The 24734-nt window shown below is 38.0% G+C and carries 21 protein-coding genes; 5 read left to right on the forward strand and 16 right to left on the reverse strand.

What is annotated here, in order from left to right; translation table 11 throughout:
• The 16 genes from RZO55_RS10430 to RZO55_RS10505 all read right to left on the reverse strand — a co-directional run.
• Nucleotides 1-5793, reverse strand: a 5793-nt coding sequence (locus tag RZO55_RS10430) for an InlB B-repeat-containing protein (protein WP_318064219.1), incomplete at its 3' end; no start/stop codon positions are given.
• Nucleotides 5790-5969, reverse strand: a complete 180-nt coding sequence (locus RZO55_RS10435; RefSeq protein ID WP_318064220.1) for a hypothetical protein — start codon at nucleotides 5967-5969, stop codon at nucleotides 5790-5792. The genes RZO55_RS10435 and RZO55_RS10430, both read right to left, overlap by 4 nt.
• Nucleotides 5966-6523: a hypothetical protein gene (locus RZO55_RS10440; protein WP_318064221.1), complete on the reverse strand. Its 558-nt coding sequence runs from the start codon at nucleotides 6521-6523 to the stop codon at nucleotides 5966-5968. Before RZO55_RS10440 ends, RZO55_RS10435 begins: the two co-directional genes overlap by 4 nt.
• Nucleotides 6524-6535: 12 nt before the next feature.
• Entirely contained in the window at nucleotides 6536-8731 is a 2196-nt protein-coding gene (locus RZO55_RS10445) for a DUF6273 domain-containing protein (RefSeq protein ID WP_318064222.1), read from the reverse strand.
• A 109-nt stretch (nucleotides 8732-8840) separates the two neighbouring features.
• On the reverse strand, nucleotides 8841-9938 hold the full coding sequence (locus RZO55_RS10450) for a hypothetical protein (protein ID WP_318064223.1): 1098 nt from the start codon (nucleotides 9936-9938) through the stop codon (nucleotides 8841-8843).
• A 3-nt stretch (nucleotides 9939-9941) separates the two neighbouring features.
• The gene (locus RZO55_RS10455) at nucleotides 9942-10277 is read right to left on the reverse strand and encodes a hypothetical protein (RefSeq protein ID WP_318064224.1); all 336 of its coding nucleotides are present in this window, start codon (nucleotides 10275-10277) and stop codon (nucleotides 9942-9944) included.
• On the reverse strand, nucleotides 10274-10732 hold the full coding sequence (locus RZO55_RS10460; RefSeq protein ID WP_318064225.1) for a hypothetical protein: 459 nt from the start codon (nucleotides 10730-10732) through the stop codon (nucleotides 10274-10276). The genes RZO55_RS10455 and RZO55_RS10460 overlap by 4 nt, the downstream gene beginning before the upstream one ends.
• 5 nt (nucleotides 10733-10737) lie before the next feature.
• Nucleotides 10738-11919 (reverse strand): C39 family peptidase, encoded by a 1182-nt coding sequence (locus tag RZO55_RS10465; protein WP_318064226.1) that lies wholly within the window; start codon nucleotides 11917-11919, stop codon nucleotides 10738-10740.
• 12 nt (nucleotides 11920-11931) lie between these two features.
• On the reverse strand, nucleotides 11932-13794 hold the full coding sequence (locus RZO55_RS10470; RefSeq protein ID WP_318064227.1) for a VirB4 family type IV secretion system protein: 1863 nt from the start codon (nucleotides 13792-13794) through the stop codon (nucleotides 11932-11934).
• Between the two features lies 1 nt (nucleotide 13795).
• On the reverse strand, nucleotides 13796-14419 hold the full coding sequence (locus tag RZO55_RS10475; protein WP_318064228.1) for a hypothetical protein: 624 nt from the start codon (nucleotides 14417-14419) through the stop codon (nucleotides 13796-13798).
• Nucleotides 14412-14771 carry a hypothetical protein gene (locus RZO55_RS10480; protein ID WP_318064229.1) on the reverse strand — a complete coding sequence of 120 codons (360 nt, stop codon included), beginning with the start codon at nucleotides 14769-14771 and terminating at the stop codon, nucleotides 14412-14414. The genes RZO55_RS10475 and RZO55_RS10480 overlap by 8 nt, the downstream gene beginning before the upstream one ends.
• Nucleotides 14772-14785: 14 nt before the next feature.
• Nucleotides 14786-15004: a hypothetical protein gene (locus tag RZO55_RS10485; protein ID WP_318064230.1), complete on the reverse strand. Its 219-nt coding sequence runs from the start codon at nucleotides 15002-15004 to the stop codon at nucleotides 14786-14788.
• 12 nt (nucleotides 15005-15016) lie between these two features.
• Nucleotides 15017-15880 carry a conjugal transfer protein TrbL family protein gene (locus tag RZO55_RS10490; protein ID WP_318064231.1) on the reverse strand — a complete coding sequence of 288 codons (864 nt, stop codon included), beginning with the start codon at nucleotides 15878-15880 and terminating at the stop codon, nucleotides 15017-15019.
• A 5-nt stretch (nucleotides 15881-15885) separates the two neighbouring features.
• Entirely contained in the window at nucleotides 15886-16212 is a 327-nt protein-coding gene (locus tag RZO55_RS10495) for a hypothetical protein (protein WP_318064232.1), read from the reverse strand.
• Nucleotides 16213-16266: 54 nt separating this feature from the next.
• Nucleotides 16267-17478: a DUF6674 family protein gene (locus RZO55_RS10500; RefSeq protein ID WP_318064233.1), complete on the reverse strand. Its 1212-nt coding sequence runs from the start codon at nucleotides 17476-17478 to the stop codon at nucleotides 16267-16269.
• An 84-nt stretch (nucleotides 17479-17562) separates the two neighbouring features.
• Complete coding sequence (locus tag RZO55_RS10505) at nucleotides 17563-19497, reverse strand: VirD4-like conjugal transfer protein, CD1115 family (RefSeq protein WP_318064234.1); 1935 nt, start codon at nucleotides 19495-19497, stop codon at nucleotides 17563-17565.
• 198 nt (nucleotides 19498-19695) lie between these two features.
• Here RZO55_RS10505 and RZO55_RS10510 point away from each other — a divergent pair, with 198 nt between their 5' ends.
• The 5 genes from RZO55_RS10510 to mobP3 all read left to right on the forward strand — a co-directional run.
• Nucleotides 19696-20310, forward strand: a complete 615-nt coding sequence (locus tag RZO55_RS10510) for a tyrosine-type recombinase/integrase (protein ID WP_318064235.1) — start codon at nucleotides 19696-19698, stop codon at nucleotides 20308-20310.
• The gene (locus tag RZO55_RS10515) at nucleotides 20303-20458 is read left to right on the forward strand and encodes a hypothetical protein (RefSeq protein ID WP_318064236.1); all 156 of its coding nucleotides are present in this window, start codon (nucleotides 20303-20305) and stop codon (nucleotides 20456-20458) included. The genes RZO55_RS10510 and RZO55_RS10515 overlap by 8 nt, the downstream gene beginning before the upstream one ends.
• Nucleotides 20413-21690, forward strand: coding sequence for an ArdC family protein (locus tag RZO55_RS10520; RefSeq protein WP_318064237.1), 1278 nt, complete (start codon nucleotides 20413-20415; stop codon nucleotides 21688-21690). The genes RZO55_RS10515 and RZO55_RS10520 overlap by 46 nt, the downstream gene beginning before the upstream one ends.
• A gap of 25 nt (nucleotides 21691-21715) precedes the next feature.
• Nucleotides 21716-22129 (forward strand): hypothetical protein, encoded by a 414-nt coding sequence (locus tag RZO55_RS10525; RefSeq protein ID WP_318064238.1) that lies wholly within the window; start codon nucleotides 21716-21718, stop codon nucleotides 22127-22129.
• Between the two features lie 40 nt (nucleotides 22130-22169).
• Nucleotides 22170-24734: MobP3 family relaxase (gene mobP3, locus RZO55_RS10530; protein WP_318064239.1), on the forward strand; the 2565-nt coding region annotated here is incomplete at its 3' end.

Raw genomic sequence — 24734 nt, forward strand, 5'->3', positions numbered from 1 at the left:
GTTTTCCCAGCTTCCATCAGCTCCCGGTGTGATGTAGGTTCCATCACCGTTGTCTATATAGGTTCCGGTTCCTCCGGGGATTATGTGGATCTGACGATCATCATCGGTTCCTAGCTCACCATCCGGACCTCTCCACCAGTGATCTGGATTTTCCCAACTTCCACCGGCTCCAGGTGTAATGTAGGTTCCGTCACCGTTGTCTATATAGGTTCCGGTTCCTCCGGGGATTATGTGGATCTGACGATCATCATCAGTTCCTATGATTCCATCCAGGCCATACCACCATAGTTCATCGTCCGCTGTATTCCACCTACCATCTGCTCCGGGTCTTCTGTATGAACCATTTCCATTATTAATCCAGCTGATAGACCAGTGACCATAATAAGTCTGATCCCCCAGTGCCGCCAAGGTAGTCTCCCTAATTCGAATTCCACCTACAGTTTCCGTATACCAACCCAGGAATGCATACCCTGTTTCATGTAATATTGGCAGATCCCCAATTGGAAGGGCATATGTTACAGTCTTATCTTTCGGATCACTTATTGATTCTGAATTACTCTTGAAGCGAATCGTATACTGGTTTGCAATCCATTTGGCCTTATATTCCATATTTCCAGCCTCTACCCAGCTTTCGGAGTTTATTTTCTCTCCACTTTCATTAAACCAGCCGGCAAAGGTATATCCCGGTTTCTCTGGCAACGGAAGTGTTCCCAGCTGCATGAAATAATCCCGGTCTATTTCCACTACTTTCTGTTTTCCATCTGCATCTATATAAACAAAGCGGATTTTGTATGAATTGGCTTTCCATTCTGCGTGATAGGTATATCCAGCCGCTCCGGAATCTGGTCGAAAGATTGTATGAGGATTGATTATGTTATGATCTTCATCATACCAGCCGTTAAAGGTATAGCCCTTTTCTTCAGGGATCGGTAAACTGCCAAATTCCTGATCATATTTCTGATTAATTGTAAAGGTTTGTAATGATTCTCCATCCGGCTGCTCCGTCTTTGAAACAAGGAGGACCTCATAAGTTACCGGCTCCCAGCTACCGTAATACACGACATCCTTTGCCTCTACCATGGAATGTTCTGTAATCTTCGTTCCTGATCCATTTTTTCCTGTCCACCAGCCGTTAAATTTCCAGCCATAGATTTCCGGCGCTGGAAAAGTCCCCAGCTCTGTATCAAAGGTGTGATCTTCCTTTTGTTTCCCCCCGGTCCACCTTACGTGATCCGGATCAAAGGTTACTTCATATGTATTAGGAGACCAATGAGCATACACGGTCACATTTATAGATGGCATCTGATTTCCACTGTAGGAATAGCTGCTTCCACCTGACGCACTGTTATACCAGCCATCAAAATGATATCCAAGTCGGGTAACCTGATCCCTTCCGTCTTTCAGTACCTGGTCAAAGGATTGATCAAAGGAAATGACTACTTCCTTTTTGGGCATTCCCTCCAAAGTTCCACCGGTTCCATCTAAAGTTAATAAATATCCATTAATCGAATACTGGGCGGTAATTACCACATGATCCTGGATATTGGTAGTAGGCTTGTCCCAGCCGGTAAAGGTATAACCGATTCTCTCAGGGGCTGTCGGTGCTGTTGCATCGGCTCCGATTGCCACCTCCTGCTTATCTAAAACTGATTCATCCCAATCTTTAAATACAACCTCGCTGGAACTTCTTTCCCAATGAGCATAGATATTTAAATCTGTATCCGGCATTTTATTTCCGCTCTCCGGATACTTGCTTCCTCCGGTTTTATCTGTATACCAACCATCAAAAGTATAATATTTTCGAGAAGCACTAGCTTCTCCATCTACAAGGGCCTGATCCAAGGAAGCTCCAAAGCTTACACTTTGGTTTTTACTCTCCTCGCCAGCCAGGGTTCCACCATTACCAACCAAAGTCAATTTGTGGCTGTTTATGGTGTACTGGGCTGTTAAGATTGTATGGTCTTGAATATCGGTAGTAGGCTTGTCCCATCCGGTAAAGGTATAACCGATTCTCTCAGGGGCTGCCGGGGGCGTTGCATCTGCTCCGATGGCTACTTCCTGCTTATATAAAACGGAACCATTCCAATCTTTAAATACAACCTCACTGGAGTTTCTTTCCCAATGAGCATAGATTGTTAAGTCTGTGTCCGGCATTTTATTTCCGCTCTCCGAATACTTGCTTCCTCCGGTTTTATCTGTATACCAACCATCAAAAGTATAATATTTTCGAGAAGCATCGGCCGTACCTTCTGCCAGAACTTGATCTAAGGAAGCATCAAAGTTTACACTTTGGCTTTTACTCTCTTCACCGGCTAGGGTTCCACCATTACCAACTAATGTTAATTTGTGGCTGTTTATGGTGTACTGGGCCGTTAAGATTGTATGGTCTTGAATATTAGTAGTAGGCTTGTCCCATCCGGTAAAGGTATAACCGATTCTCTCCGGGACTGTCGGGACTGTCGGCGCTGTTGCATCAGCTCCGATTGCGACCTCCTGCTTATCTAAAACTGATTCATTCCAATCTTTAAATACAACCTCACTGGAACTTCTTTTCCAATGAGCATAGATAGTTAAATCATTATCTGGCATTTTATTTCCGCTCTCCGGATACTTACTTCCTTCAGTTTTATCTGTATACCAACCATCAAAAGTATAATAGTTTCGGATTGCACCAGCTTTAACATCCATAAGAATCTGATCTATCGACTCATCTGGTGCAATAGGCTTTTCAATTGTTAATTGATCCGATAATCTTCCACCATTACTGTCCAAAGTTAGAGTCTTAGAAACTATTTCATACTGAGCTGTTATTACAGTATCTCCCTGAATATCTTTGTATGACTTATCCCAGCCAATAAAACGGTATCCTGCTCTTTCCGGTTCTGGGGGGACTGCATCCTGCCCATAATCTATCGTCTGCTCACTTAGTACTGAATTATCCCAGTCCTTGAAAGTTACTTTGTTTTGCGAATTCGCCCACTGAGCATATAATTCCCAGCTGTTTAAGATACCATTAACAGTGTAATTACTAACAATATAATCTTCGCTCACTAAGGTTCCACCAGTCCTAGCCGTGTACCAACCTTTAAATACTTTATCGCCATTCGTTGGCACAGCTAAACTCCCAACAGGTGAATCAAATTTTCGTGATGCTGAACTGAGCGCTGATGTATCAGAACTGCTTGTGTTTTTATATAATTTTATATATACAGTCAAAGGTTCCCATATAGCATATACCGTGATATCACGGCTTTCTGGCACATAATATGAATTAGACCCCTTATAAAATGTTTTACCTTTACTATCCGGTTTTGTATTCCACCACTTAAATTTATATCCTTTTCTGGTTGGAGGTGTTCGATCCGCAATGTTGGTATATATCTGATAATACGTATAATCTGCCGTATACATTGTGTAAGTATACGGATTTGGTCCACCCTCATATTGGTAATCTAATGTTATTTTTGTAGGATACCTTGACCACTGAGCATATAGATTAAAATCACGGTTAGGCATCAATGTTTCCTCTGTTACCTGGGTTCCGCCATAATAATAGGTAAACCAACCCAAAAAATCTAATCCTTTACTGGTTACTTCAGGTAGCTTGCCTATTGGCTTATCATAAATCATGGCGAATTTTGATGGATTGCTCTCACCCGAAACACGCTTGTCAAAGATTACATAGTATGTAATTGCGTCCCATACCTGATATATGTCCTGATCATAGGGCTCTACGCTCCTAAGATTAGAATATTTTGCATCCGATGTGGATGCCCAACCTTTAAATGTATAACCAGTTCTTGTTTCTACCAAACCCTTTGTGTAAATTTGAGAATCAATTATTTGTGAAAAATATAAACTGCTATCATATTGAATCTCAATTACTTTGGTAACATCCTGACCATCGTTGGAATGCAATGTTACCTTGACCATATCGCCTTCTTGCTTTGGGTACAAATACAAAGTACTGTCTTTGTAATAGTTTTTAGAATCAAATGTCTCTACGCAATCCAGATCCACATCAGGCATATTTGTACCAGCCGAACCATACCATGTACCAGTGTAATGAAAACCTGTCTTAGGTGCTGGCAAACTTGAGGAATCCACTTCTGGAGGTGTTGCTTTTCCCTTTGCAACAATAGTTTCTGTCTTAATAATATTGGCACTAGAAGAGTAAACATCCCGGTATATAATGGTAATATTGGGGAGTTTTTTATATTGTGCTTTTATAACCATGTCTTTTGATACATTTGTAAAACTATTATCCCACCCAACAAAATCCATACCATCTATTTCAGGTGCTTGTGGCGGTATGGCACTGTCTCCGGTTACCACGCTTTGTGGCTCTCCAATGATCTCCCCATTGTAATCTAAAAAAGTTATAGTATTTGTGTTTACCGTATAATTTGCGTACAATACCATATTCGAATTAAGAGTGATAGATCCATTGTAATGTGTCCCAGTGCCATGCTTTCCTGAATACCATCCTGCAAACGTATATCCTTCCAGTGTGGGGACCTCATAATCCTCCAAGTCTATGACTCTTCCTGGATTACCTACAATTAAGTACCAGTTACCAGCATTACTTCCGTGGTATAAAGTCGGATAATATTCCTCGGCAGGCTGTCTTAATAATTGAAGAGTATAGGTTCCGTTTGGTTTCCACATACCATACAGATTTCCTAAATGTCCCGCATCTCCACGTCGAACTTGTGTCCCAGCTTTAAGGAATCCACCTCCATATAATAACCATTTTTTATTTTGTGGGTGGTCTATAACTGAATGATTACCAAATGGCTCTCCGCCTGGATAATTATAGTAATCTGACCAACCTAAGAAAGTATATCCGCTCCAACTTGGTGTCCATAAAGTAAATAAAGTGTCTGCCGTATCATAGGTCCCAGGACTATCTGTTTTATCTGCTACGGATACGTTGTCATTTATAATCCTCATACTGCTATAATATAATTTTTGTAGTGCCTCACTTGTTGCCAAGCTTGTCATTAACAGATTACGAATATTTACTACATTTCCTTCATTATCCGAATCATACCAATTTGGTTCTTTTACAGTTTTTGACTCATTTAGTATTGTTCCATAGAAATGATATCCCTGGTCATCTTCCGCTCCAGTCAAATGCCAAATGCTATAAGAAGAAGCGTCCCAGTTTTTAAATCCTCCTATGTTTTCTTTGTCATATTCTTCAATGCTGAAACTGTCAAAAAACAACCTCCAGGATAAATCTACCCAAGCTTTCTTATCCGGGACAACACTTTTAAATATGTATGGAGCTAAACTGTAATATTCCTCATCCAAGTTAATGGAGGAGGTAAGGTCCTCTACAGTTCCCGTCTGATCCGCTTCATACCATAGGGGAAACTCTGCATCACCATCCACATATCCATAATCCCGGTACTGTACCATTCCATTACGATCCTCAAATTTCCAGAATCGTTTTCCAACTTTTTTAACCTTGGAGTAATAATCTGGCACCTCCTCTGGCTCCACCTGTACAAACTTTCTCACGGCTTCCGAAGGGGTGGCCTTATCCCCTGGGTTCTCTGCCTCCGAGGGTGTAGCTTTATCCCCCGGACTTTCTGCCTCTGACGGGGCGGCCGTCTCCGCCACATTTTCCTCTGCTTGTGACGGAGACGCAAGTGCACTTACTGCGTCTAACATTTTTGATCTTGTCATTGCAGTAGCCGCCAAAGATGGCGGCGCATACCCTACTGTAGTTACTGCGATGATAACAGCAAGACAAAGGGATATAATCCTTTTTGCATTACCTCTCATGTTCCTTTCTCCCCTAATTTATTTCCATAATCATTTATCCACTGTATTTGTTCCTGATCCTCCTGCTCTTTGTTCCTGGAATTCACTATCGTCAGAGAGGATAGTGTGATGAAAATAAAAACTACAATTGATGATGCACATATTAAACCAATTAATAGATAAATCAGTATACTCATGATTTTGACACCTCTTCACTTTTAACAGCAGCCACTGCAAAGGCCTTTTTCCAGTTATTCATCTCTTTTTTAAAGCTGCCAAAGTGCCCTGTTGGTATTTTAAATATCCTTGTTAAAACTATTAAACTCAGTTTTATAATCATAAAATAACATATGAAGCGCAGTATCTGATCTGGTGTAACAATAGGCTTTCGATGGATCTCAAAAAACACCAATAAAGCACCAATAATTATTTCAAGTACTGAATTCATTTTTAATCGTCTAGGGGCGCCGGAAAATAATAAACATAATAGCTTATAAAATGTACATAATATAAAGAGACTGATTACAAATTGAGAAAATGATCCTTTTTGAAAATTTACTCCAATAAGCTCTATTGGAACTTCTCTCACTATGCTTCTCAAAATATTACTTTGTATAAAATTTCCTAAATAAAGCATACCTGCCGTACAAATAAAGAGTTCATAATAAATAAGCCACATTAACGCAATGCCATAGAATAAATCAATGATATCTGGAAACATTTCCCCTAACAGTTTTACAATTTTTTTCATCACTCTACCTCTTTATCCCTGCGGGATCGTCATAACCGGTCTGATCCCGATACTTGTCTCTGACACATTAACAGGCTGCATGTTCCCGTCTGTGAGACTGACTGTATAAATCCCTTCACCGTACCAAAAATCATCCAGACCGCCATCCTGCGGAGTCCTTAGATAATAGCCTTTGGAATAAGCTGAAATCTGGGACTCTGGATTATTCATGTCATTCCCATTAAACGTCCATAGATAATCCCGGTATTTTAATGCTTCCTCCACCGATAGGATAAAAATTTTATCCTCCATGGACTGGTAAAGACGGTCATATCCCTTTATGCCACTTTCATTCAGCTGATCATACGTTCCTTTCCTAGTTGCTCCTAGAAAGGATTTCGTGATCCCAACGTAGGTATCGTGAAGAAACAATGAATCAGTAGCATTTTTCTGCAACCACTCCCGTACCTTTGAATATTTATAATTGTTATTGTCTCCAAAGTTCAGCTTTTTGGAATTTCCTATAATGTCGGAACGTATTACGCTATCACAAAGAAACAGCGCTGTTTTTTGACTGTTCCCCATTGCATCTTCATAATCTTCATCAATGCAGCGGAATAAATACATATGACTTCCTATGGTTCTTGCCTGGATATCTCCAATGCTGTAATGTACCTCTTCCGGTGCTTCATCTACCGATTGATAACAAATATCACAGATTCCATCATGATCAGCATCTATATGTCCTGTCGCGGGTAAAATCACTTTCTCCTCCTTTCCACACTTTCTGCACCTTATAATTTCATAACCATTTTCCGTACAGGTTGGTTCTACCCGTTCGATTATTTCATAATCATGACTGCAGGTGCTTTCCTCATAAGTCTTTTCAAACCCTACCCTTACAACCGTGTAGGTATCGCCATTAATAACAAACTCATCCCGGATCAGCTGTGACAGATTCTTAATGTTATTTAATTGATTAAGAATTACGGTTGTAGGAGTATGGTTCTTTGCAATTAGGTACACCTCCATGCGTTCCGAACCGTCCGCCATGGAAACGAGGTTTAAAAGTCGTTCATTGCTCTCTTCCAGACTTTTAGTAATCAGCTGCTGATTGGTAGGCTCTTTCCCTGTAATAGCAAGATCTGCTTCTCTCGCTGTATCCAGCCATTGACTCAGTTTATCTCGTGCTTCCTGGTCCGGATCATCTTCCTCTGGCAGCTTCTCACCCTTTTCAAACTCCACATAATATTTCTGCGTCCCGGTACCGCTTACAACCGTACTCCAGGGACTGGATACCAGGGAATGATAATAATACTTGTCTTTACCAAGAACCATTTCCGGAAAGTCAATTGTTAGTTCCGTATTTTCCTCACTCTGTCCGCTCTGGGATTTAAAAATCTCATTGCTGTGATTATCCTCTTCCACAAAGTACAGCTTCCAAGACACCTTTTTTGCTTCAGAAGGAGAAGCCGGCTCTAATTTTGAATAATAAATATTGACTTTCATTCCATTTGTCGCCAAACGAAAGCCTTCCTTCTGTCCATTGCAAATTTCATACCCAGCAAACTCCGGAAGATCAATCATGATATCCGCATTTTCCAGATCCTTACCAGTTACCACTTTTAAAACCGTTTTGCTTTCCACATCCAGATATTTAATGGTATAGTCAAACTCGGCTTTTGTATCAACCGGCTTTGGCTGCTGTGCATTGGAAGGGGAGGCCGGTTCCTTTTGTGGTTCCTTTTGTGGCTCCTCTGGTTTTCCATCTTGAGGTTTTGCATTGTTTTTTTTTCCTGAGTTGCTATGTCCTGATCCGCCTCCTCCTAAAAACCTACTTGAAGATACTGTCTTTTTTGTTAGTACTGTCTGTATTCCTTTACCAGCTTGATACTGTACAATTCCATTTTCATTGATCCAGGCCCCAGAGCTATTAACCTGAAATCCATCTGGCGTTTTCATGTTTTCATACATTGCACCTTCCGGGTAATGAGGATCAAGGATTCCTGTCAGGTAATAACAGTGCCCATCAATCCATTGCCACCCGGTAAGCATTTTCCCTTTTGTACCATCAGAAATTGGATTCATAAAATACCATTTACCTGCAATCTGTTTCCAGCCTGTTGCCATGTAGCCATTTTCATCAAAGTAGAACCAAGCGTTTTCGATCAGCTTCCAAGTACTATTTGCATAAAGATGATCCGTCTCATAACGCCAGCGATCATCCATTTGCTCCCAAGCGCCATAACTTTGAATTGGAATACTTGTTATCATTAAAAGAACACTTAATAAAAAAAAAATTTTCTTATTATTCATTACAAAAATTCATCACTCCTTTCTATTTGCCTCTTTTTCTACCAAACCAGCCCTTTTTCTTTGGGGAAACTCTCAGATATTCACCTAATAATTGCTCAACAGCCGGGAATTCTTCCGTATTAAAAGGATCAGATCGATATTCAAGGAAATGAACATTCAAGCTATCGCCTTTTGAATTTTTCATCTGCTTCTTGATTGGTTTCTCATAATTTTTATCTGTAAAATTAAAATAAAAATGTAAATGCTTAAGTATTTCATCATCGTATTGCTGTAAAATACATGCGGCATATTCCAACTCCCAGGCTTTACTGCCAGCACAGATTAGTCGTACATGGCACTTATGATATTCTTCCATATTGCAGTCCTGGAAATTTCCAAAATCCATAATGATGAAGTTATAGCTTTTCTCCAACACTTTCTGAAAAGACTCTCTATTGATATCTGGATAATAATCAATCCCGTTCAATGTGAAATAGAAATGATCATGAAACTTTTCACCAAAATCTTCTCTTATTTTTTGGAAAGTGCATGATGGATTAAATTCTACAGCTGCAACCATATACCCCTTTTTACGTAAGCAGCCAGCCAGCATTACCGCACTATGAGTAGTTCCAATACGCTTCTGTACTCCGATGAGTCCGATCATAACCCGGCTAACAGCCTTTACCTCGTTTATATCTATCTCTTCTGTTTTTTTAATATCTTTAAACGCCAGAGCTTCTTTGAAGCTCATACCCTTTTCTGATAAACAGAGTTCCAGACCTTTTTTCATTTCAAGATAATCATTCGTTGCAATAATATTCCAGATACCAAGTGCAAATAGTTGAGATAATAAGGAATCTCCAGCTTGCCGGTACGGTGCAACTATAATACAACGGGTTTCATCATACATGGTCCGATACATCTTAAATGCCTGTAAAATATCTTCATCCAGATCATCAAGTGCGCTTAAGTCAATAACTAGAAACTCAATGTCACTTAATGAAATGATGTTGTTTTTTATGTATTTAAAAAATTCAACGTGGTTATCAGTCTGCTGGCCAATTATGAGTTGCCCACTTTCTTCCACAGTACTTAGGATTGTCTGATGATAAATGGTGCTGGAAATGTAATAAACCATAAGCTAATCCTCCCGTGAACTTTCAAATCTTTGGCATATCAGGATCTCCGCCAGTTTCTTTTTGGATACCGGAATGTATTTGCATAGATTTAAAAGTTTTTCATTCATCTGCTTAGTTATTTCGAAAGCAACAATTGTTGTTGGAAGATTCACCTTGTGACTAAAAACAAATTGCAGCTTCGGTAATTCATTTTCGCTAATAGACGATAACACCTCAATTAGCACCATTCTACATGTAGGTCCTCTCTTCAATACTTTTTCCTCAGCGTTTAAATCTATCCAGTCTACAACATAGTCAGGCAAACTCACTTGTAAAAATATCTTTTTCTTTTCATTCACTCGCCTCCCCTCCTAAAAGAAAATTCAAATTCACCTGTCCCTTCATGAAACCCAATGTCTAAAACAGATTTTCCGACTTTACAGGAAAAAAACGTCTTTTCCCCATCTTTTCGTAAACTTCCTTCAATAACCTGAATTTCCGTTTCCTCAATGCCCTGGGAAATTAGAAACGCCTGGGTTTTCTCAGTTAATTTCTCTAATTCTTCATATGGTAAAGCTCCCTTCTCATCGATCTGATCTGTATTAGTAAAATAAATTGTTATTAATTCACCCTCTTGATACAATTCCGGTTCCACCATCACTTCCTTTGATGTCTGTATCTGTTCCTTCTGATTTATCTTTTCTTCTTTCATGATCCTTTTTTGTACAAAAGAAGTGACCAGAAATACAACTGACAAAAAAATACAGATACATACCGTCATTAACTTCTTTCCTCGTTTATCACCATTCATCATCTACCTCAATGAAAACTCCAATAATTTTTTGATTCCCTTATAATTAGCTCCAAAGGAAATTTCTTGTTTATATGATTTTTTGTATTGTTATCTGATGGATCATTTACAAGGATTTTTCCATCCTCAGTAATTCCGCGGAGTACAATCAAATGCCCGCCTTTTGTAAATGTTCCCGGTCCTACACTTGCAATCACCGGTTTGCCACTGGATAGTGCTGCTGTTAGACCAACAGTACTTCTACCAAGATTTTGACAACTGATTCCCCAATGTGATGCACATGCAGGAAATATATTCCAACTGCTTCCTTGTCCTGATACATAGTATCTGTTGCCTGTCCAAGAAACCACATCTGCAGGTGTCACCCTGTTTCCAATCAAATAGGATATAACCATGGCCAATGAAGTTGGCGCGCAGCCGCTGGAGGCGATTGTTCCATTTCCGTATGCAATACTACTCCACGGCTGCCCTCCACCCTGCTTATACAATGGAATATTCATCCCATTGGCACCATACGCCACATTCCCATCATAAACAGGGCTTCCTCCTTCATGATTTTTAGCACCCTGCCTATCATCTTTATACAGCGTAGTGAAATTGCCATATGATGTAAGATAAAAACTCTGATATGTTTGTTCAGGAAAGTATAAAATGGCAATTTCATCTTCAGATAATATGACATTCTGGATTAAGTAATCATCCCCGTCATTGGAGATCTCAACCCGATTCATTGAATTATAAAAATCAAATATTTTCTCTCGGTCTGCCTTGTATTTTTCTGCTTTATTTTCCTGGTAATTTACGGTTGACAGATAAGCTAACAAAACACAAATCCCTGGTTCATTTACTGTAACATTGACATTGACATCACATTCACTTGTCTCCTCACCTGTTTCCGGATCAACATCTGTAGTTGTATTTTCCTCAATGATCCTATTCGCCTCCGCATTCATTTCATTTGTAATCTCCGCCATATAATCCTCGTAAATGGGGTTAATCTGACCAAATAGTTCTGTTTTGGTTAAATCAAAATCACCACTGATGGAACCATTACCAAAAAGAACGGAGATTGTCATCAGCATGATCGAAGGAAGGAATAGCAGAAAAAGTATCCCAAAAGAAACCCACTTTAATATTTTTTTTAAATTATCGGGTTCTAATGCCAGTTTCGCCGCCAGTTTTATCAGCATTGGATTCACGGATTATCGTCCACCCGCCTTTCCAAACATCTTTAGAAATTCATCACTTACCTCAACCGTTAGGTTTATACGGGTACTGCCTGCCATGAATATACCCTGTCCTCTGTTCTTCGCAGCTAAGATTGCTACTTCTTTCTCTGACAAATTAAACAGCTCTGTTGTATCCTTTAAGTTTTTTCCGTCACACCCCATCAGGAATTTATAACAGGCATTATCCATGAGTGCTTGTCCGTACCGTTTAACACTCTCATCCATAATGTCAACACAGGAATGTGTAATGAACATGAGACCACCTTCGTATTTTCTATCTCTCTTAGATATGTTGCGGAAGAATTTCATCAGGTCAGGGTTTTCCGGATCAACAAATAGGTATCCCTCATCGACCACAAAGATAACCTTCTGTGTTCGATCCTCCGACATTTTCTGCCATGCCCAGGTAGTTATGTTATAAAATTGAGCGTTTCTCACGTTATCATCTGCTTCTAACAGACCAGAGACTACAAGATCAACAAAGTCTGTCTTCGGATCCAATGTAGTATGTCCATCCCATAAATGGCTGTCAGCTCCTTCTCCCGCACTAAATAAAAGATCTTCCAGATTTCTGTAAATATTTTTTAGGTAGCTTTCGGTTTCATCATCAGCCTTTTCCTTAACCAGATGGTACAGATCCTCCATAATTGGAAAATCTTCATTTTTAAGATTTCTGATATCGGTATCCCATGTGATTCCAAATTTTCCGTACAATTCAATCAGACATTTTTCCAGATGAGTCTTGATAGTTGCGGTAAACTCTTTTTTCCCAAAGTAAAGTGAGAAAAAGAATCTTAATTGCTGTATGTAAAGCGCCATGTCTGATACTCCATTACTTAAATCATAAACAAAGTAATCGGACAGCTCTTCTCCTTCATCCAAATCCTCTTGACGGATATACGGAGCCGGTCTGATCTGTAACGGATTAATGCGGCTGTTTAAGCCTGATGCACAATTAAGCACTTCACCATTTATAAACTCATGCCTGGCTAAATCCACATACTCAGTCTCCGGATCAAAAATGATAATTTTAGCTCCAAGGGCAAATTCCATCGTAAGGATATCCTTGATTGCTGTTGATTTTCCTGTACCAGGAAGGCCGGTTATAATCCAATTAGAATTAGTTCTGTCTTTGTTCCTAAGCCAGGTATTCACTCGTATGATTTTTTTATTTCTTGTTTTACCTAAGAAATAACCATCTTTATCATTCAAACCTGAACTGGCCATGGGAAACCCACCAATAAAAGTACTGATTGGCATACTTCTTTCTCCCATGTTGCTCACATTTTCCCTGTCAGGAAGACCAAATGGACTCATGGCCTGATATGCCTGTAATTGCCGGTATTTTAAATTTCTCATATTACACTCAGCAACAGAAACCGAACCGCTTACACGTTTAACCCGCTGATTTAATGTCTCAGAAGAAGGGGATTGTATCAGCAGCATAATGTTTATGTAGCCAACAGGCTCATTTTGAATTCCGATTCTTTTAATCATCTCTTTTAAGTCTTTTACTCCTCTGGCATAACTCTGCCGTTCAGACTCTTCTTTTGCAGTTTCTGCATTGGATTTCAATTCTGATATCCGTTTATTCATGACCTTGATCATACGTGCAGGACTGGTATGACGATATTCGATAACAGTTGCTGTCCCCTCCAGGGAACATAAATCAACCAACCAGCCATAATCCACATGACTGGGGTACTTAGATATGGTGAAAATGGCTCCAGCATTTTCGCCAATATTGATATGACTATTGTCATAATCAATGCCTGAGGGAGTAATAATATTTAATACATTTTCATTTACATCATTAACTACCACAATTTCTTTCATCTCAATAATCCTTTATCATTGGTATAGGTGTAATAACCGGATTGTCCGCCAAACTCATGAAACTTACTTGCTGACTATTTGTAAAAAGATTACATAACTTAAAAATTTCCGTCTCATTAAGTATTTCAGCATCTATGCCTACGCCAGAATATCGCTGTTTGAACTCTTCCAGCCTGGTTAACAATTCTTTTTTCGTATCATTGATATTTTTTTCAGCCCTTGCCCATATCTTAAAATAATGGTGATGCTCATAATTCTCACCAGATGATGATAGCTCTGCTGCTTGTCGTATCATGATTGCTAAAATCTGCCTTTTCCCGTAGTTCGATAATTCCCCCTGATACTGTTTTTTCAAATAATTCTTATAATCATCCAAATCCAACTCTCTGGGGAAAGCGCAGTAATCAAAATCCTTTCGATCCCCTTCAAAAGATAAGGACAGATTTTGCGTTCGAATACGACGCTCATCAATTGCTAACAGATCAAGATTGTATGGGAACACTCTTAAATAACCAAAGAGATAACCATCTTTTGAAAAAAGAAAATTTCCTTTAATATCTTTTACATTGGTAAATTGGTTTGCAGTTAATTCTCTTTCATTGACTATTTGCTTGCTTTTACTCATCTTCCTCAACCTCATGCTCTGCATAGAACTCATTTTTAAAAACATACTGATACTTTTTCTGCGCTTTTTGATAATCCATAAAGATAATAATTTTCTTTATCAGATTTTCATTACTCATATCTCTTCTTATCAGTGTTATAACCATAAAGATAATGAATGCACCAATACTTACTCCTACTATGGTGTTCTGAGCTACCGATAGGAAAATACCGATTACTACAGATATAATAAAAGCAATAGCTATGACACCCACTTCACTCTGTCCGATACCGGATATATAATCATCAGAATCTGGAATCGGAACAGGTATGTAAAGCTCTTTTTCCAAGACCTGATTCTCTTTGTCTTCCATATTCCCTCCCAACTTCAAAAATAATAATGTTTGATTATTCCTAAGAATGTGCTTAAACAAATTGCAATAATTGCCGCAGTCAACTTTTTAGTCATTTTATTTATCAGTTCAGGCACTGCTTCACCTGTCATAATACCTGTCAATATCAAACAGGTGATTCTGGCGATAATGCCAACTGCCATTAAACCAGATAATGCGAAAGTCAGACTCGTTATGAATTTTAATGATTCCATTGTTTTTCCTTTTTATTTTGCCAGTTTTATCAAGTTAGGAAGCATAAATCCAGCAGTACGCCCAGCCCCTGCAAATCCTCGACCGACACCGGAAGAATAGATAAATTTCTCCAACCATTTGGGACCTCGGAGCATAAGAAAAAACCAGCCAAAGGTTATTAACAACTCATTCGACATGACACTTACCGAAACAGTCATGAGTGACGCTAAAAACATCCGGTAACAAAGCAGTTGGAGTCCGTAATATAAAAATGTCACTGCATACGAAATAAAGAAATTACCCCAACGTTCTCGATTGGTTGTTACAAGATCAACGGACATAATTGGTAACATAATTTTCATCAAACTCAACTCTGCTCCTCTAATACCCGCAATAATGCTAAAAACCAAAATGCCTATTACCAGTAAAAATATTATAAAAACAAAAATGAATGATGATGGTGTCCTGGCGATAGTGGCAATAAGATCCATAATTGTGGGTTTTAAATCAATGGTTCCCCCAGACTCCCCCAAATCGGTAGCAAACGCTTTACTAAACTTAAAAAAATAAGTAGCAATAAAATCGTTAGATGAGCAGATAGCAACAGCTTCTGAACATCGCACCAAAATATCAAGTGGATCAGAGTCAGGATCTCCGCTTGTTTCCACCACATAAGTTGTAAAATATTGTTTTACTCCTATTAGTGTTATCAGGGTGATTCCAAGTAAAGTCGTGTACGTGGCTGCATTGATGACCAATCTGTTACTCAAATTGACCTCTGCAACATAGAAAAAAATGTTATTTACAAAATTATTAAAAAAATCCAGCATTCCATTAATCAAATCATAGATTACATCGGTAAAATTACTTAGCATCCAGCTAATTACATTATCCACACCCCCTATCCTCCGTAATAAGAAAGTATTGCCGTTATAACTCCACCGATACAGGTGCCAAGGATTCCTAACTCTAACGTTTGAGTAAATGCCTTTTTATGCTTTGGTTTTTCTTCATCAGCTGCAGTCTGCCATGTAACAACATTTTTAATTGATATTGCAGCCGTTGCTAAGGCCACCAATCCCGTTAAAACTGCGGCCACATCTCTCAATAAATTCTTAGTTCCTGTTACCAACTGTGTACTTTCCAAACTTCCTGCGAATGCCGGAAATGTAAAAATAAGAGTTGCAATAAATGCAATATGTAAAATATAAAGTGTCCTCTTTTTCATAAAGATTGATTTTCCTTTCTAATGAGCGGAACTGAGTTCCGCTCATAGTTTTACTTAAGGTTCCAATTCGATAATGGGCTGTCTGTTATTAGATATTTCCACTCTGGCTGACTGATTCTTCTGTATCTCCGGCAGTGCATCCTGAGATACTTCCTTAACCCAGCCCTTTTCAGCCCATGATTTCGGTACTTTGTTTTTGTATTCCGGAAAGCTCTGCCCAGGCTTTATGTCATTTAATCCTTTAGCTGCCCTGTGGCGGTATCCTTGTTCCGATAACACGTATATATTGTTTCCCTGTGCAACTTTCATGTTGTCGACTGTATAGTCTTCAAGTTTCTTAACTTTTTCAATGGCTTTACTTACAGTCTCACTCATTTCTGATGTGTATTTATGTATTTCAGAAAATGGAAGCTGCAATATTCCGGATAATTTTCCATTCTCCCTTACCGTTTCAACGGCTTCCTTTCCAATAAGTAATCTACCGATATTTGCTGCACGATTTCCCATTTCATGATATTCATGGCTTACTGCATTGATTTTCTGTACTTTTATATCCGCACCATGGGCCATCTTAAGTAAAGAATCTTTTAAAGATTGGAGGACTTCTTTTACTTTAAAAAAACCAATAACTTTATTAAGTGCCACAACCCCTTTTTCCTTAACTGAAGCAAGAGCATTCTTGGTAAATGCAATGATGATTTCTTTCACGGAATTTAATTTCGAACCAATTTCAAAAGCATTCTCCTTTTTTCTTTCAAGTTCCTCTGTCAAAGGATTGCTTTTATTATGTATCTCACCCAATTGGGCTTTAAGATCATTTAATTCAATTAAAATTGAATCATACTTTTTTTCAACGATACTTACGTACTCAATCAATTCCATGTAATCCTGTTTTGGGGCCATAAAATTCGGATCACTAAGATTGTCAATTAAATCTTTTATGCTTTGATCTTCTTTTATCGGATGAGATACAGAATTCACTTCCATAACATTATTTTTGCCCAGGTCCGTTTCATCAATATAATCTCGCATCGCCTTTACAGTGGAATCATTAGGATGATTTTCAGCATATTCGACAAATGAATCCTTAACACACTGATTAATAAAGCGAATATCTAATCCTGTATCCAAAGCTTCATAAACAGCCTCTTCTATAGTTCTTCTTGTTACATCAACCACATCTTTCATGTAATTCTCGTGTATTTTATCCGCTTTGATATCCCTTTCGTCAGGTGCATCAATTTCACTATTTAATTGTTTTTCCATTCCTTCCCTTTCTTCATGAACGGAACTGAGTTCCGTTCATGCATATTAACTATTTTATTGATCCTGAAAATTCTGGCAGATTAATTAGCTTAAAAAACTTATCTGCTGAGCAGCTTCCTCTTCCAACATCTCCTTGTACTTGTTCCATACTCCCCAAAGGGGGATATCCTCAACAATACGCTCCTCTCTCTCCTGTTCCCTTTCGATTAAAATACGTTTATTGGTTTTTTTGTCCCCAAGCCCCCAAATCTTATTAATTCGATACTGACCAAGATCAGGAAGCTCAGTAATCGCTGCATACTCTCCTAATTTTTTACTTAACGCATATGGGTAATCAATTCGTCCGATTTCTTCAGACTTTAGTAACTTACGTCCTGTCATGCTACTGGAATTAGAAATATTCACATCATTACTCTTTGATGATGTTGAAGTACTCGTTGATGCGCTTGGAACTTCTACTGTATAATCCCCTAGACTTTCAGAGAAAGCTTTTAAGGTATCAGGATCGTCAGCCTTCAAAACAATCTTTGTCTCGCAACAGGTTTTAATTGTTCTAAACTCATCTTTATACTTGCTTTCTAATTGCTGATAATCCTGAATATAGAGGTTAGCACGGCAACCACGACTCCGCCCTGCGGATAACAAGCCCCCAAGAATTGGTATATAAGGGAAATTACCAACCTCATCTAAATCATAGTCAGTCTCAATTGGTAGACTAAGCCCATTTTGGCTGGCTGTTTCTACCTGAGCGATATAAATCTGATTTATCAAAATTGATGCTAATGGATATAATGTTTTTTTCTCATCTGGAATCAACATATAAAAAGCTACTTTTTCTTTTCCAATATCACTTAAGCGAAAATCCGATTTTGAAGTCATTTCTGCAACATTGGGATTTGTAAATAACTTTAATGTTCCCATGGCTGATGTGTAGAAACTTGATTTTGTTCTATCATGGGCTACCTGGGCCATAGCAAAAACAGATTTGGCCGGATGCCCGTCTGGAAGAGTTGATAAATACAAAGATAATGGAGTTTTAAATGTAACTGGATGAGGCTGGCACATATACGCCAAAAAGAAATAGACATTGGTTAGATTTCGATATTGTTCTTCAGCCTCCATGGAAACGGCTAAAATAGCTGCTGCAATCGTAGCGGTCTCACCGTTATACCAAAGTGGTTCCCCTTTCTGTTCACCAACAAGTACTGATACCAAATCCCAGGTGTAATCTATGGCCTTTGCTTTATCCTTTGCGGCTAATGCATCTAAAATAGGTTGAAGGAAGTTATAATGAGCAGACTTTTTAGGATTTCGAAAATCAACCGCTATCGGTTTATATCCTAAACTTTTAGCAAACTTATGAGTATAAGCATAAATTTCCCCCTTAACATCACTTACTACAATGCAAAGTCCTGTAATAAGCTGAAGCCAAACTGTTATTAATAAGCTCCTTCGGGTTTTTCCTGCTCCAGTTGCCCCTAATATAAGTGCATGTCCTTCCCCTTGTATGTATCTGATCAATTCCCTACCCTTTGCATCTTTTTTCATTTCAATAACTAGACCGCCGTTACCATCAGGCACTTCTTTTCCAGTAAATACAAACGTTGAAAAAATTGTATCTTTTTCTTTATCTGTTAAGAAACGAGCATTTCCATATTGACCATTTCCTACTGCAACAGGAATCTTAATCTTATCTGTAACCTCGATTTCCTTAACATCCATAATTTCAGCTTTTGGCCTGATAACCAACCAGATAATATATGATGCGTACAACGCCTGAATAATCAAAAACCAAAGTTTCACACCCGTATTCTTTATGAGAAATATCCAGGCATTTAAATAGCTGTAATCCAGCTTCAAACCATCATACTTTGTAATGTGAAATAACCAGTCTGTATACTGATGAATGACATATGCAATGAGCGGGCTGATTAAAAGTTCCACTACCGTAACTCCTATTATTGCACGCAGCCTCTTAAGCTTCTTTTCCTGCATCGTGGTTTTATTTAACGTTGCCACCTAAAAAACAATCCCTCCCTTCTGTACATAAGTAACAAATTTCCTCCTTTCTTTTAACCTTTATGAACGGAACTGAGTTCCGCTCATAAAACTGCGTATAATCGGAAAAATTAACTGGAAAATATTGGACAATATAGTTATTTTGTCCAGGTTAGTATCCACTAAAATAGAAGATGCATAAATTTTAGGAGGATACGTATGAGAAAGAGAGATTCTGGAGATTTAAAGTTTCTAACTCCGCAAGAAAAAGCAGAATTATTTAAAGCTATATCTACAGATACCAGCCGTCTGGCCAACCGTAATAAGGCTATATTTTACCTATCTGAATATTGTGCACTACGTGCATCTGAGATAGGGCTGCTCACCCTAGCAGATTTTGATATTGCGAAAAAAAGCATTTTCTGCCGCAGGCTAAAAGGCAGTAAAAATAACACTCTTAAAATTGTTAATTCAAGAGTCTATGAAGCATTGGAACGCCACTACTGGGAAAGAATTCAAATAAATTCAAGCGATAATCACCTTTTTCTTTCCCAACTTGGTAAACCGATCAGCCGTAAGACATTGGATGTATTAATGAAAAGTTATTGCTCGTTTACACAAATTCCAAATGAAAAACATCACTTTCATGTTTTAAAGCACACACGAGCTATGGAATTAATTGAATATAACGATGTAAAGCTCACAGATGTACAGTGGTGGCTGGGACACCGTAACATACAGAACACCATGATTTATCTGGACTATACCAGCAACGCGATGATTTCACTTTTTAACAAAATAGAAATTATAGAAGGGGGTGAATTATATGGCTGACTTAGAAAAATTAATATTTGAATTGGGAATTACAGAAGAAAATGCAGTAGCTGAAACCGATTGTGAAGGTTTAAGCCAAGAGGTTAGATGGGAGGATCTGAAATGGCAAAAGGAAAATCAGGAAAATACAATAACTCTAAAGAAATAAAACTAACTTCGTTAGAGAAGGTCATGGACTCCAGAAAACAACTCGTTGAATCAATATTACGGAATTTAAAGAAAGATAACCGACTATTGCCTCCAAATTGGAATAAAAGTGCGATGAGACCTCAGAACCCTGTTTCCAATGTATATTATCGGGGAGGCAACCGTTTTAGACTGATGAACGCAGCTATAGAAAACGAATATAAAGATCCCCGTTGGTGTACATATATTCAAGCAAAAGAAAATGGATGGCAGGTACAAAAAGGGGCTAAGGGTGTTTTGTGTGAAAAATGGATATTGAGTAAAGAGGTTGAAGAAGTGGATTCTGATGGAAAAACCTTATTCGATGTAAATGGCGTACCCAAAAAGAAAATGGTACAACTTGACAGGCCTATGGTAAATTATTTCATTGTCTTCAATGGAGAAAATATTAATAACATTCCTAAACTGGAACTCCCTTCCCTTACTCGTGATGAGAGTTACAGGCTTGCCGAAGACTTTATTCAATCCAGTAAATGTCCCATTCATGAAGTGGCCCAAGACAGTGCTTTTTATGATCCCATTCATGACAAAATAGTTCTTCCTCTGAAAGAAAGTTTTCATACCACTAAAGATTTTTTAGGAGTGACTTTACATGAAATGTCACATTCAACTGGCCATGCAGATCGCCTTAACCGTCCTATGATGAACATGTTCGGTACTCCGGATTATGCAAGAGAAGAACTTAACGCTGAAATAGGAACAATTTTTACTAAATGTGATTTGGAAATTGAGTTTGAAGAAATAGGATACATAGAAGAACGGCATAGACAATACATCAAAAGCTGGATCTCAATGTTTGAAGATGATCCCAATGAATTTTATAGAGCCTGTGCCAATGCTGATAAAATCAGCCATTATCTGATTAAAAATTACGAACAGCATCAGGAACTTCAGCAAACCGCAGAACAAATTCAGGATACAGCCTCTCCTGACTATATAAAGAATTTAATGGCAGAACTGAAAAGTAACAACTTTCCCTGCAGCCAAGTTATATTAAGCAACATTCAAAAATTAAATGAAGTTACTGGCTATAAACACCAGCTGAGAGAGATTCACAGCAAATTTCATAATATAGATTCTCTCCCTCATCCAGAGAAAGTAATCATACAAGAACTTGGCCGGGAACTCCAACAACAGGAAGCAATCAGGCAAAGACTTACCTCGCTAAATCCTATTATACCAGAACTTTCATAATTATTAAATACCGGGAGAAAAATTAATGAGAACAAATCAGAAAAAATCAGCTGAAAGTCCAAGAATCAATGTTGCCTTTGAGGTTGAGGCGTATGAGCAGATACAGTTACTTGCAGCAAAGCAGCATACTTCCATGTCAGAAGTCGTGAGAAACTGGGCTTTGCAAGGACTATCCGGAGATCTTAATGCTGATAATATCGGATTGATTACTAATATAATCCGTACTCAGCTCCAGGATGTCATGCGGCCTTCCTTTGAACGTCTGGCTTCATTAAGCGCAAAAACCTGTATTCAGTCTGGTACCGCCGCTTACCTTTCCGCCGAAGCTATATTAAAATTTGTCCCAGCTCCCAGGCAACAGGAAGTGGAAGAATCGTATGAACTGGCCAGAAAAAAAGCAATTGCATATTTAAAAGGACGAACAAACGAAGAAGAATAGATTTTTTTATTTCAATCTGCCACACTATGATAATAGTTTTGTGGCAGATTTTAATTCAGGAAAAAAACAGGAGGAGTTAACATTGCCCCATAATGTATTAATATCAAAAATAAGATGTGGTAATCCTAACAAAAAAAGTACAGCAATCCACAATAAAAACAATTTTCTTTATATTGGAACCAGGGAAGGAACAGATCTTACCCCTTTAGAAGAAGAAAATACCGAAAAATTTGAAAAAGAAATGGCAAAACCAGAAGACTATGTACGTTACATAGCGAAAAGGCCCCATAGTCATGGACTCTTTGGCAACATACCTTTAGATGATATCGATAAAGTAAGTAAAAATCTTTATAAATTGTCAAAACAAAAACGACTTATTTATCGTGGAATTGTTTCTCTTGATCCGAGAGACGCTAAGGATTTAGGATATTACAACAAATCGAAATGGGATGCATATATCCGCTCTGTGATTCCAGATATTGCCGATAAATTTGGTATAAGTGTTGAGAATCTACAGTGGACCGCTGCCTACCATGCAGAGGCCAAGCATCCACACGCTCATTATATGTTCTGGTCCTCAAAGCCAATGGTGCATGATTATTTTATTACTGAACACACACAAAATAAATGCAGGGAGCTGCTATCTGGTAAAATGTTCGAAGAAGAGCGTCAGAATGAAATCCTTAATAAAGAAGCTTCTAAAAACTATATTTTAGATTTTGGTAAGAAATTAATGCCTGACGAAATAAAGCGTATCAGTACCATAACTTCTGGTATTTTACATAAAAAAACAATAATTCCCAAAATTACCGGAGAACAGCTTAATAAAACTACAGAAGAACTAATCAAACTGATTCCTATGCTTCCCAAAAGAGGTCAGCTTGAATATGCTTATATACCTGCGGATGTTAAAGAACAAATCTACAAAGTCGTAGATTCTATTCTAGAAAACAAGACTGTTTTAAAAGAATATCAGAAATTCATGAGTAGCGTAGATAAGATGGCTAAGACCTATTCTCCTTCAAAAAAAGAGTTAGAACATGCAGTTTGGGAAGATAATTCAGAAGAAGATCTTCGTGTAAAGTTAAGCAATATTGTACTTAAAAATATTAAAAAAGAGCTTAAGACCCACTCTAACTTTTCCCAATATGTCGAAACTATACTGAAGCAGTTAACTGAGCCACAGCAAGATCCCTTAGATATCCAACTTGAGAAATTACCAACTCCTGCCCCTACTGTGACATCAGATATTTCTAATGATAATTTTACCGCCATTGATAATGACATTTTATCTTCCGATTTTGATACTTTGGATCATGATCCACTAGAAGAAATCGATTCTCAAGACTTTTCTTCATCTCTTCAATCTGATGAAATTGATGACAAAACAGTTTCTGACGGCTCTGTGCAATTATGTGGAGACTCGCAATCTTCATTTGTTGAAAATGATAATTATTATATTGAATGGGATGTTACATATAAAACAGCTTTAAACGAATTATATAAAACCCATAATTATGAAAAAGCCATAGAATTGCTAAATATCAGTGCAAATGAAGGAAACCTGCTTGCGGTACATGACCTGGGCAAGGTTCTTCAACGTGGTCTCGGCTGTATAGTAAATGAACAATTGGCTGCCACTTATTATCAGAAAGCTCTGCAAGGTTTTATGAACGTATATAAGACAGATGATAATTATTACTTAAGAGAATACGCTGCTTATAGAACTGGTAAATTATTTAATGCTGGTAATGGCATTGAGAAGGATGCAGATTTAGCTGAACAATGGTTTACAAGGGCAAGTAATAATAAATATGCTCAATACTCTCTTGCTAAGATATACATAGATAAAGATATTAAAAATGGAGATCCATTTCATTCAAGTGAAATTATCAGTTTACTGGAAAGCGCTTCAGAAAAAAGTCCTTACGCTTCTTATGAACTCGGTAATATATATAGAAAGGGATTTTTTACTGATCCTGATTCTGAAAAATCATATAATTATTATAATGATGCAATTACAAAATTTAATGAGATGCTTCTATCAGACGCTGATGATTCTTTAATGTATCGTGTTGGAAAAATGTATGAACTTGGATTAGGGACAGAAGTCAATTTACCTAAAGCCATAAAACTTTTCCAAGAAGCCGGAGAATCAAAAAACACCTTTGCTCTATTCTCGCTTGCTAAAATATATTTAAAAAGCGATGATTCAGAGCTTCACGAAAAAGCAGTTCAAATATTGACCGATCTGCACAGAGAAAGACCTGATGACGATATGATCTCATATAGCCTGGGAAAAGTATATCTAAATGAGAAAACTCGCTTTTATGATATCAGTAAAGCTATAGAGTATTTAAAAAAATCAGCTAATTCTGAAAATCAATTTGCTCAATATCAATTAGGTAAGATTTATAGCTCGGAAAATTTTGGAACCCCCAATTACTCTCTCGCCATATCTTATTTAGAAGCTTCTGCTTTACAGGGAAATGATTTTGCTATGTATCAGCTGGGCGTTCTTTATAAAAATTCCGATTTAGACTTTTATAATATTGACAAAGCGATTGAATATTTTAAAGACTCCGCCGGATTAGGAAATCAGTTT

It is taken from the genome of Clostridium boliviensis, from assembly GCF_033342255.1.
Classification (GTDB): domain Bacteria; phylum Bacillota; class Clostridia; order Lachnospirales; family Lachnospiraceae; genus Lacrimispora; species Lacrimispora boliviensis.

Coding starts and splice junctions, on each gene's coding strand:
- RZO55_RS10485 (WP_318064230.1), bottom strand. CDS start 15,004: ATGGAATCATTAAAATTCATAACGAGTCTGACTTTCGCATTATCTGGT.
- RZO55_RS10510 (WP_318064235.1), top strand. CDS start 19,696: ATGAGAAAGAGAGATTCTGGAGATTTAAAGTTTCTAACTCCGCAAGAA.
- RZO55_RS10445 (WP_318064222.1), bottom strand. CDS start 8,731: ATGGATGATCGCTGGCGTTATGAGACGGATCATCTTTATGCAAATAGT.
- RZO55_RS10475 (WP_318064228.1), bottom strand. CDS start 14,419: ATGAGTAAAAGCAAGCAAATAGTCAATGAAAGAGAATTAACTGCAAAC.
- RZO55_RS10460 (WP_318064225.1), bottom strand. CDS start 10,732: ATGATGAATGGTGATAAACGAGGAAAGAAGTTAATGACGGTATGTATC.
- RZO55_RS10520 (WP_318064237.1), top strand. CDS start 20,413: ATGGCAAAAGGAAAATCAGGAAAATACAATAACTCTAAAGAAATAAAA.
- RZO55_RS10470 (WP_318064227.1), bottom strand. CDS start 13,794: ATGAAAGAAATTGTGGTAGTTAATGATGTAAATGAAAATGTATTAAAT.
- RZO55_RS10450 (WP_318064223.1), bottom strand. CDS start 9,938: ATGGTTTATTACATTTCCAGCACCATTTATCATCAGACAATCCTAAGT.
- RZO55_RS10495 (WP_318064232.1), bottom strand. CDS start 16,212: ATGAAAAAGAGGACACTTTATATTTTACATATTGCATTTATTGCAACT.
- RZO55_RS10480 (WP_318064229.1), bottom strand. CDS start 14,771: ATGGAAGACAAAGAGAATCAGGTCTTGGAAAAAGAGCTTTACATACCT.
- RZO55_RS10525 (WP_318064238.1), top strand. CDS start 21,716: ATGAGAACAAATCAGAAAAAATCAGCTGAAAGTCCAAGAATCAATGTT.
- RZO55_RS10515 (WP_318064236.1), top strand. CDS start 20,303: ATGGCTGACTTAGAAAAATTAATATTTGAATTGGGAATTACAGAAGAA.
- RZO55_RS10435 (WP_318064220.1), bottom strand. CDS start 5,969: ATGAGTATACTGATTTATCTATTAATTGGTTTAATATGTGCATCATCA.
- RZO55_RS10500 (WP_318064233.1), bottom strand. CDS start 17,478: ATGGAAAAACAATTAAATAGTGAAATTGATGCACCTGACGAAAGGGAT.
- RZO55_RS10465 (WP_318064226.1), bottom strand. CDS start 11,919: ATGCTGATAAAACTGGCGGCGAAACTGGCATTAGAACCCGATAATTTA.
- RZO55_RS10440 (WP_318064221.1), bottom strand. CDS start 6,523: ATGAAAAAAATTGTAAAACTGTTAGGGGAAATGTTTCCAGATATCATT.